This is a genomic window from Pacificibacter sp. (assembly GCF_039769035.1).
GTDB lineage: Bacteria > Pseudomonadota > Alphaproteobacteria > Rhodobacterales > Rhodobacteraceae > Celeribacter.
Genome location: NZ_JBDMZG010000150.1, coordinates 1 through 8,833 on the forward strand (window position 1 = coordinate 1; position 8,833 = coordinate 8,833).

10 protein-coding genes are annotated in these 8,833 nt (G+C 53.5%); 4 read left to right on the top strand and 6 right to left on the bottom strand.

Going from position 1 to position 8,833, the window contains the following annotated elements:
• Positions 1-35 precede the first annotated feature (35 nt).
• From ABF287_RS13225 to ABF287_RS13235, 3 genes are all read right to left on the bottom strand, one after another.
• Positions 36-479 carry a TerB family tellurite resistance protein gene (locus ABF287_RS13225; protein WP_347185476.1) on the bottom strand — a complete coding sequence of 148 codons (444 nt, stop codon included), beginning with the start codon at positions 477-479 and terminating at the stop codon, positions 36-38.
• 71 nt (positions 480-550) lie between these two features.
• Positions 551-1,462, bottom strand: coding sequence for a polyphosphate kinase 2 (gene ppk2, locus ABF287_RS13230; protein ID WP_347185477.1), 912 nt, complete (start codon positions 1,460-1,462; stop codon positions 551-553).
• A 75-nt stretch (positions 1,463-1,537) separates the two neighbouring features.
• On the bottom strand, positions 1,538-2,125 hold the full coding sequence (locus ABF287_RS13235) for a LysE family translocator (protein ID WP_347185478.1): 588 nt from the start codon (positions 2,123-2,125) through the stop codon (positions 1,538-1,540).
• 78 nt (positions 2,126-2,203) lie between these two features.
• Here ABF287_RS13235 and ABF287_RS13240 point away from each other — a divergent pair, with 78 nt between their 5' ends.
• On the top strand, positions 2,204-2,656 hold the full coding sequence (locus ABF287_RS13240; RefSeq protein ID WP_347185479.1) for an Lrp/AsnC family transcriptional regulator: 453 nt from the start codon (positions 2,204-2,206) through the stop codon (positions 2,654-2,656).
• Between the two features lie 105 nt (positions 2,657-2,761).
• Positions 2,762-3,397, top strand: coding sequence for an FMN-binding negative transcriptional regulator (locus ABF287_RS13245; RefSeq protein ID WP_347185480.1), 636 nt, complete (start codon positions 2,762-2,764; stop codon positions 3,395-3,397).
• A 72-nt stretch (positions 3,398-3,469) separates the two neighbouring features.
• On the opposite strand, the gene ABF287_RS13250 is transcribed toward ABF287_RS13245, so the two are convergent.
• Positions 3,470-5,113: a CTP synthase gene (locus ABF287_RS13250; RefSeq protein WP_347185481.1), complete on the bottom strand. Its 1,644-nt coding sequence runs from the start codon at positions 5,111-5,113 to the stop codon at positions 3,470-3,472.
• A gap of 165 nt (positions 5,114-5,278) precedes the next feature.
• Positions 5,279-5,638 carry a preprotein translocase subunit SecG gene (gene secG, locus ABF287_RS13255; protein ID WP_347185482.1) on the bottom strand — a complete coding sequence of 120 codons (360 nt, stop codon included), beginning with the start codon at positions 5,636-5,638 and terminating at the stop codon, positions 5,279-5,281.
• A 477-nt stretch (positions 5,639-6,115) separates the two neighbouring features.
• On the opposite strand from secG, the gene ABF287_RS13260 reads away from it, so the two are divergent.
• Both ABF287_RS13260 and ABF287_RS13265 read left to right on the top strand, forming a co-directional pair.
• Positions 6,116-7,411 carry an adenylosuccinate synthase gene (locus tag ABF287_RS13260; RefSeq protein ID WP_347185483.1) on the top strand — a complete coding sequence of 432 codons (1,296 nt, stop codon included), beginning with the start codon at positions 6,116-6,118 and terminating at the stop codon, positions 7,409-7,411.
• Positions 7,412-7,431: 20 nt separating this feature from the next.
• Positions 7,432-7,662, top strand: a complete 231-nt coding sequence (locus ABF287_RS13265) for a DUF2842 domain-containing protein (protein WP_347185484.1) — start codon at positions 7,432-7,434, stop codon at positions 7,660-7,662.
• A gap of 92 nt (positions 7,663-7,754) precedes the next feature.
• On the opposite strand, the gene ABF287_RS13270 is transcribed toward ABF287_RS13265, so the two are convergent.
• A partial coding sequence (locus ABF287_RS13270) for a hypothetical protein (RefSeq protein ID WP_347185485.1) occupies positions 7,755-8,833 on the bottom strand: 1,079 nt, incomplete at its 5' end.

An 8,833-nucleotide genomic window follows, 5' to 3' on the forward strand; every position in this document is an offset into this window, starting at 1 on the left:
AGCAATTTGGCCAGAAAAGTTTGGTGTGCTAGCAGTTAGCTGGATTGCTCGGCAACACGTTGGCGGGCCATAGCACTTTGCGTGTCGCTCACGCCCAACAGGTTCGAAACCAGCCGCAAGACTGTGTCTTCTGCGTGGTCACGTTGCCCGTCGGCCAAAACCACGGACCACAGGCTTTCGATCACGCCAATCCGCTCTTCAAACGGCACGGCCTCTTTGATCGCGCGGGTGAACCGCACGGTATCGGGGGCTTCGGCTTCTAGGGATTCGGCCTCTTTGCGCAAAGCCAGCGCTGCACTTTCATCCAAATTATATCTGTTTTGCAAAACCGCCGCGATCCGTGCAGCTTCCGCTGGATCATAATAGCCATCGGCACGGGCAACCCGAACCAACAAAGCAGCAAGTGCAAGGTTGGCGTCGTCCCCTGTCAGGCGTTGGGGTGCGGGTTGAATGAGGCGGTTTAGAAAATCTGCAAACATGTCATCTACATAGAGTGTGACGGCGCAAAGGAAAACCCGCGCGCCATCAAATGATGGTTAGCACAGCACGATCAATATTTTGACGGCACATACAGTTCGGGCGGCAACACCGCGCGTTCATAGTCTTTGTTGTAGACGCGTTCAGGCAGATTAATGTCTTCGTGCGGCACATCCACATAAGGAAACAGGGACAAAAGATGGTCGATACAGTTTAAGCGCGCCCGCTTTTTGTCATTGCCTTCAACGATATACCATGGGGCCTCTGGAATATTGGTGCGCGCAAAAGTGTCTTCCTTGGCCTTTGTGTATTGCTCCCAACGGACGCGTGACTGCAAATCCATTGGCGACAGTTTCCATTGCTTCATCGGGTCATGGATGCGCATCAAAAACCGCATTTGTTGCTCTTCGTCGGTGACAGAGAACCAATATTTCACCACCTTGATGCCAGAGCGTACTAGCATGCGTTCAAATTCGGGAACGTCTTGGAAGAACTGTTCAATTTGATCTTCCTCGGCAAAGCCCATCACGCGTTCGACGCCAGAGCGGTTGTACCAAGACCTGTCAAACAACACGATCTCGCCCGCTGCTGGCAGGTGCGGCACGTAGCGTTGGAAATACCATTGGGTTTTTTCGCGATCCGACGGCGCGGGCAGGGCTACGGTGCGCACGATACGCGGGTTAAGTCGCTGGGTGATGCGTTTGATCACGCCACCTTTGCCCGCAGAATCGCGACCTTCAAACAGAACAACGATCTTTTCGCCCGTGTGTTGGACCCAATCTTGCAAGCGGATCAACTCGGCTTGCAGGCGCAACAGGTCTTTGAAATACTCACCGCGCGTCAAGGCATCAGGGTGGGCCTTTTGATATATCTTTTTGATTTCCTGAGATAAAAGCGCGTCTTCAAGCTCAAGCTCGAATTCTTCATCCAGTGAGTCTGCGAGTTCCGCCTCGAGCCAATCCTGTGCGTCTTTGTCAAATGTCATGCCGCGTGATCCTTGTTCTTGTGCCCTGCGCTTACGGTTCAAGCCTGCCTTAAATCACAGCAATATGACAGTTTCTTAATGAAACAGGACAGGCACCATCGAGGCGATAAGCAACAACGCCATTGACCAGTTGAAGATCGTCAGTCGACGCGGGTTGCTTAAGAAACGACGCAACTCAGTCCCCATCCACGCCCAGAGGAAAATTGCAGGAAAGTTCACCATCATAAAGCCGACACCAACCAAAAGCGCCGCCATCCACGTTTCGCCCAGTGCGTAATTCGTCTGCGCACTGATCGCCATGATGACTGCCTTTGGGTTCACCCATTGAAAGGCTGCGGCTTGCAAAAACGTAAACGGTTTCCCTGCCGCTTCGCCTTGTTTGGGTGGGGCCGAATGGGCAATTTTCCAAGCCAGCCACAGCATGTAGGTCATAGAAACGAGGATCATAGTCGTTTGGAGTAACGGCAAACGTTGAAACGCCTGCGCCAATCCAAGGCCAATCACAAACACCATGAACGAATGGCCCAGCGAGATCCCAAACATATGGGGCAGCGTGCGCTTTAGTCCAAAGTTTGCACCAGAGGCCAATAGCATCAGGTTGTTTGGCCCAGGGGTTCCCGAGGCGACGAAGGCAAAGCCCAACAGGGCGAAGAAAAGTGTCATATCCATTTCGCAAACATACGCACATATATGAGGGTATTGATTGCAAAATTGCTTTCATATTCAAATAATGTGCAATATATGTCGATTATGGATCATATTGACGAAAAGATATTGCGAACCCTTGAGCGCGACGGACGCCTGACGAATTTGCAATTGGCCGATCAAATTGGCTTGTCGCCTTCGGCCACCTCAAGGCGTGTCGCGGACTTGGAACGCAGTGGCGTGATCAAAGGCTACCGTGCCGTGATCGATCGCTCTCAGGTCGGGCAAGGGTTTTGTGCCTACATCACCGTTGGTCTGTCCGAGCATACAAAAGCGTCGCAAGAAGCCTTTGAACGCGCGATCGCGCGCGCGCCAGAGGTCAAAGAATGCCACAATGTCACCGGCGCATTTGAATATATCCTACGGGTCGAAACCGCTGACCTTGGCAGCTACAAAACCTTTCACACCGATGTTTTGGGGGTTCTGCCACAGGTACATGCGATTACGTCCTATATCGTGATGGAAAGCCCCAAGGATTTGCGCGCCTAAGCTTTGACAGCGAATTGTTGCTTTTGGCGCAGTATGGGGCACTCTGCTCTGGGGTTTTGCGGTCGGCATGTTATGCATGGGCAAACCAATCAAGAAGGCTTTGCTATGTATCGTCCAAAAAACTCTGCAATTGACGATCCCAATGTGCTCAGCGGCGCAATCGATCAAATTGGCTTTGGCGCTTTGGTCACCTTTGTGGATGGTGCATTCGAGACGACCTATTTGCCTGTGGTGGTCAAACAGACAGACACAGGTTTCGCGATTGAGGCCCATTGCGCGCGCGCCAACCCGCATTGGAAAATCGCGGGCCAAGGCACGTCTATGTTCATGTTCCAAGGCCCGCATGCCTATGTCGCTGGCGGATTGTACCCATCCAAAAATGATGATGGCAAAGTTGTGCCCACATGGAATTACATCGTGGTCCACGCCCATGGCGCGCTGCAAGCGATCAGTGATGGCGATTGGTTGCACACGCATCTCAATGAATTGACAGACAAAAACGAAGCAGGTCGTGCAGAGCCGTGGGCCGTTTCGGATGCGCCTGTGGCCTATGTTGCAGCGCTCAAACGCGGCATCGTGGGCTTGCGAATGGAAGTGTCAAAGTTCGAGGGACGTTGGAAGCTTGAGCAGAATGCATCGCCCAAAAATCGCGCAGGCTTGGTTGCAGGCCTGTCGCAAGAGGGCGATATGGCGCGCGATTTGGCCGAGGCTTTGCATTCCTTTCCGCAGCCCGACGACTAAGCGAGCCCGATCCGCGAACAAACAAAAGGCGCCCCGAAAGGCGCCTTTTTTATCTGTTGTCTCGTAAATGTCTTAGACCAAACGCGAATTGTCTTTCGCCGCGCGAATGAAGTCTTTGAACAACGGCGCAGGTGCGAAGGGTTTGGATTTCAGTTCAGGGTGGAACTGAACGCCGATGTACCAAGGGTGATCTTTGATCTCGACGATTTCTGGCAGGCGTCCATCAGGGGACATGCCGGAAAATTGCAAACCACAGGCTTCAAGCTGCTCACGGTACTTGGTGTCAACTTCGTAGCGGTGACGGTGACGTTCTTCGATTTCCGTTGCGCCGTAAGCTTCGGCAACGCGTGAGCCTTCCGCCAAAGTCGCGGTGTAGGCGCCCAAACGCATGGTGCCGCCTTTGTCATCGGTGGATTTGCGGCGCACTTTGTGGTTGCCTTGGATCCATTCTTTTAGGTGGTACACAACCGGTTCGAACCGCTGTTTGCCCGCTTCGTGATCGAATTCTTCCGAACCCGCAGCATCGATGCCCGCTAAGTTGCGCGCAGCTTCAATAACAGCCATTTGCATTCCTAGACAGATGCCCAAGTATGGAATTTTGCGTTCGCGGGCGAATTGCGCCGCTTTGATTTTACCTTCGGTGCCGCGTTCGCCAAAGCCACCAGGGACCAAGATCGCGTGGAACCCTTCAAGGTAGGGCGCAGGATCTTCGCGTTCGAACAATTCGGCGTCGACCCATTCGACCTTAACCTTCACGCGGTTGGCCATGCCACCATGTGTCAGCGCTTCGGCGATGGATTTATACGCGTCTTCGAGTTGAACGTATTTACCAACGATGGCGACTTTAACCTCGCCTTCAGGGTTGAACACGCGGTCCGCCACGTCGTGCCAAACGGTAAGGTCTGGTTTCGGGGCAGGGGCAATGCCAAAAGCGTCGAGCACAGCTTGGTCCAAACCTTCGCGGTGGTAGGCCAATGGTGCCTCATAGATGGATTTCAAATCAGGCGCTGCAATCACGTCTTCTTTGCGCACGTTACAGAACAAAGCGATTTTCTCGCGCTCTTTTTCTGGGATCGGGTGCTCAGAGCGACAAACCAAAACGTTTGGCTGCAAACCGATGGTGCGCAGCTCTTTGACAGAGTGCTGTGTTGGTTTTGTTTTCAATTCGCCAGAAGCCGTGATGTAAGGCAAAAGCGTCAAGTGCATGAAAATACACTGACCGCGTGGCTTGTCTTGGGCGAATTGGCGGATGGCTTCAAAGAACGGCAAGCCTTCGATGTCGCCGACTGTGCCGCCGATTTCGCAGAGCATGAAATCAACTTCGTCATCGCCAATGTCGATGAAGTCTTTGATTTCGTTGGTTACATGCGGAATCACCTGAATGGTTTTACCCAAGTAGTCGCCGCGACGCTCTTTTTCCAACACGTTGGTGTACACGCGACCCGATGAAATCGAATCTGTATTACGTGCTGCAACGCCCGTGAAACGTTCGTAGTGACCAAGGTCCAAGTCAGTCTCAGCGCCGTCGTCAGTGACAAACACTTCGCCGTGTTCAAACGGGCTCATCGTGCCGGGATCAACGTTGAGGTAAGGGTCGAGCTTGCGCAAGCGCACCGAATATCCACGTGCCTGAAGCAATGCGCCAAGTGCGGCAGACGCAAGGCCTTTGCCGAGTGAGGAAACAACACCGCCGGTGATGAAAACGTAACGTGCCATATAAGGTGAGGCTCCCGTGAGTGGTCAAAATCAAGTTGAGGCATGGCGTCAAAAAACGCCATGTTCACGGGATTTATGGAATAACAGATTCGGTCGTCCCGCACAACCAAGCCGCAACATATTGCGAGACGAATCCCGCTATGCTCTAGATATCGTTAAGTTTGTTTATTCTGCGCGTGGCGGTGCAAGTGGTGCATCCGCAGTGGGTGGCGGCAACAATGTGCTTGCATCTGGCAAGCTTGGTGTCGCTGGCGCACCCTCTTCAAGCACAACCCCATCAACAACTGATGCGCTGGCCGCTTCGCGACGCGCCAATACAGTCAAGGCGATGGATGTACAAATGAACGCAATCGCAAAGATCCAAGTCAGCTTGGTCAACGCAGATGCCGCTGCACGGCCGCTCATGACGTCGCCGCCACCGCCGCCGCCCATGCCAAGGCCACCACCTTCGGAGCGCTGAAGCAGCACAATACCGATCAAGCACAGCGCGAGAATCAGGTGGACGATAAGGATGACGTTTTCCATGGAATAGGCCTTCGGATGAGTTCGATGCGGGTATTTAGGAAATATGCGCAGGGCGCGCAACCCCTTCGGTCTGCCCAAAGGCAAATGAACGTAAAGTTTTGAATTTTGTTGGTGATCGAGGGCTTGGTGATGCCAATCTGGCGCAGTCCGTTCCGCTGCGACAAACAAATCTGCGCAGACCACGCGATAGAACGCAACATGCAGGGGGGCTGATTTACCTTATCGGTGCGACCCGCAAATTACAGGGCGCGGAGCCACTACATCCTAAAGTCTATCGGAATCGGGCAGGGCAAAAAGGGTCTGGCCTTCACAATATGGAATGGATCTATTCGTGTTCGGCTGAAATCGGGCGTTGATTTACGTCATTTATGTAAATCATTTGGGTCTAAGATGTTTGAAATGCCGTTTTGAGGTTTCATCGCCGCGCCCCTGTCGCTATACCGACGCGGGTTTCATCCAATCCAGAGGAATTAGGATATGGCAAACGTCGTCGTGGTCGGCGCCCAATGGGGTGACGAGGGTAAAGGCAAGATTGTGGACTGGCTCTCTGAGCGTGCAGATGTAATTGCACGTTTTCAAGGCGGTCATAATGCGGGTCATACGCTCGTTATCGATGGGAAAGTTTACAAGCTTGCAGCACTGCCATCTGGCGTTGTGCGCGGCGGAAAACTGTCAGTGATCGGCAACGGCGTTGTGCTTGATCCATGGCACTTGGCGAAAGAGATCGAATCTATTCAAGGTCAGGGCGTGGATATTTCCCCCGACAACTTGATGATTGCGGAAAACACTCCACTGATCTTGCCTATTCACGGCGAACTTGATCGTGCGCGTGAAGAAGCTGCGTCCAAAGGCACCAAGATCGGTACAACCGGTCGCGGCATTGGGCCAGCTTACGAAGATAAAGTTGGCCGCCGTTCTGTACGCGTCGCTGATTTGGCTGATGAAACCACATTGATTGCCCGCGTAGATCGCGCGTTGCAGCATCACGATCCTCTTCGCAAAGGTCTGGGCATTGCGCCTGTCGATCGCGAAGCGTTGATCCAGCAGCTTAAAGATATCGCACCAACCGTTTTGCAATACGCCGCACCTGTGTGGAAAGTGCTCAACGAAAAGCGCAAGGCAGGCAAGCGTATCTTGTTTGAAGGCGCGCAAGGCGCGCTGTTGGACATCGATTTCGGGACATACCCGTTTGTGACGTCATCCAACGTGATCGCAGGCCAAGCCGCGACGGGTGTTGGCATGGGACCAGGCGCGATTGATTATGTGCTCGGCATCGTTAAAGCCTACACAACACGCGTTGGCGAAGGCCCGTTCCCTGCTGAGTTGCAGGATGCGGACGGCCAACGTTTGGGCGAACGCGGTCACGAATTTGGCACCAACACTGGCCGTCAGCGTCGCTGTGGTTGGTTCGATGCCGTGCTTGTGCGTCAAACCTGTGCGACCTCTGGCGTGAACGGGATTTCTTTCACAAAGCTTGATGTTTTGGACGGCTTTGAAACATTGAAAATCTGTGTTGGCTACGAATTGGACGGCAAAGAGTTGGATTACTTGCCAACAGCTGCGGATCAACAAGCGCGCTGCAAGCCAATCTATGAAGAGATGCCTGGCTGGTCTGAATCCACAGAAGGTGCGCGGTCATGGAATGATCTGCCTGCCAATGCTGTGAAATACGTTCGCCGTGTAGAAGAATTGATCGGTTGTCCGGTGGCGATGTTGTCCACCTCGCCTGAGCGCGAAGACACCATTCTTGTCACTGACCCGTTCGAAGATTGATAGGCGGGGGCTGATCACAAATGGCTCTGTCGTACAAAGCACGTAGACGCGTCGCACTTTTGGTGCTGGTGGTCGGACTGCCAGTGTATATCGCGCTGTGCGTCAAGATTGTGAGCCTGTTTGAGCGGCCTTCGATCTTGGTGGAGCTTGCGATTTACGTTGGTTTGGGTGTGATTTGGGCGATTCCTTTGAAATCTGTTTTCATGGGTATTGGTCAAGCTGACAGTGATGAGCCAAAAGATCACGACTAACGCCGTGCGTTAGCTCGCTTGTGATTTAGACAACAAAAGGGCCGTCCACATTGGGCGGCCTTTTTGTTTTTTTGTCAGTGCTTTTGTGCGGTCTATCGACTGTCCTTGGGCCGAAAGCGGCTTGTGTCGGCTACACAGAACTGACCGTCATCGCGTCGGTTCAGGTGACCGATGCGCACCAGTTTTCCCAATGCGCTGAGGAATTTTTCACGCGGCAGCGTGTCGGGTAAAACCATGCTGGCCAATTTAATAATCTCAGTGCTGGCAACACTGCTGCGTCCCTCAACGAACCGCAAATAGGCGGCGGCGGCCTCGACGGTGTCATCAATAGTTTTTGCGTCCATCGCCGCGGCGAAGCCTGAGAAGTTGGCTTTTCGACCTCCGCCTGCCACATCCAAATCTTTGTGCGCTGCGGGGGCGTTGTTGTGCCGACGCGTGGTGGGGGAATCCGCGGCGGAAATGTTGTGTTTTGCCTCTAGAATCAGCGGGGGGCTCTTGCGAGGGGCATCGCTGCACGTGGCATTGTCAGAAGCTTCTGTGTTGGCTTCGGACCGCGTGACCGCAACAGCGGCTTTGATATGGCGTATCGAGTTGCGGCGGCGCGCACTGTTGTTGTCTTCCATTTCGCGTTGTGCGGTGCTCAGCAGGCGTGCAACCGAATCTTCTGTCACTCTCGGGTCGATGGATGACGGGCCAAGGTTGGCGATGTTTGAGACCGGATCCTCATCACTGTTTGAGGGGCGACGTATCGCGCGTTCTGCCAAACGCAGGAGCTTGAGATCGTTGTCAGACAACGCGGTACGGCGATTCTGAAGTTTAGATGGCTCTGTATCTTTGTGTATGTCAGCCGCTGTATTAGACGCCGTGTCTTGGTCACTCATGGCGTTCCTTGGGGGCGGTGAACTCTGATTCTGCGCCTCCATGCTTGGTGCGCGCGTCTTATCGGATTGCGTCTCGTTTGCGTCCGTTTCAGTGCCGGAGGGAATCGCCCGCAGCTCGACGCCCGTGATCTCGACGTGTTGTCCATGTTTCGGTCCCGCCACGAAATGCAGTACCTGTGCGTTTTTTGTCGGCACCTCAAAACCATAGGGTGGCGCGTCTGTGCCAACATCTTTGAAGTGATTGATGATGTCGCGCATGGCGGACATGGGATCATCGAAACCTTTAAAAG

Excerpts from the sequence above, each read along its gene's own strand:
- ppk2 (WP_347185477.1), bottom strand. The coding sequence starts at position 1,462 with ATGACATTTGACAAAGACGCACAGGATTGGCTCGAGGCGGAACTCGCA.
- ABF287_RS13240 (WP_347185479.1), top strand. The coding sequence starts at position 2,204 with ATGTCGATTATGGATCATATTGACGAAAAGATATTGCGAACCCTTGAG.
- ABF287_RS13225 (WP_347185476.1), bottom strand. The coding sequence starts at position 479 with ATGTTTGCAGATTTTCTAAACCGCCTCATTCAACCCGCACCCCAACGC.
- ABF287_RS13250 (WP_347185481.1), bottom strand. The coding sequence starts at position 5,113 with ATGGCACGTTACGTTTTCATCACCGGCGGTGTTGTTTCCTCACTCGGC.
- ABF287_RS13245 (WP_347185480.1), top strand. The coding sequence starts at position 2,762 with ATGTATCGTCCAAAAAACTCTGCAATTGACGATCCCAATGTGCTCAGC.
- secG (WP_347185482.1), bottom strand. The coding sequence starts at position 5,638 with ATGGAAAACGTCATCCTTATCGTCCACCTGATTCTCGCGCTGTGCTTG.
- ABF287_RS13260 (WP_347185483.1), top strand. The coding sequence starts at position 6,116 with ATGGCAAACGTCGTCGTGGTCGGCGCCCAATGGGGTGACGAGGGTAAA.
- ABF287_RS13235 (WP_347185478.1), bottom strand. The coding sequence starts at position 2,125 with ATGACACTTTTCTTCGCCCTGTTGGGCTTTGCCTTCGTCGCCTCGGGA.
- ABF287_RS13265 (WP_347185484.1), top strand. The coding sequence starts at position 7,432 with ATGGCTCTGTCGTACAAAGCACGTAGACGCGTCGCACTTTTGGTGCTG.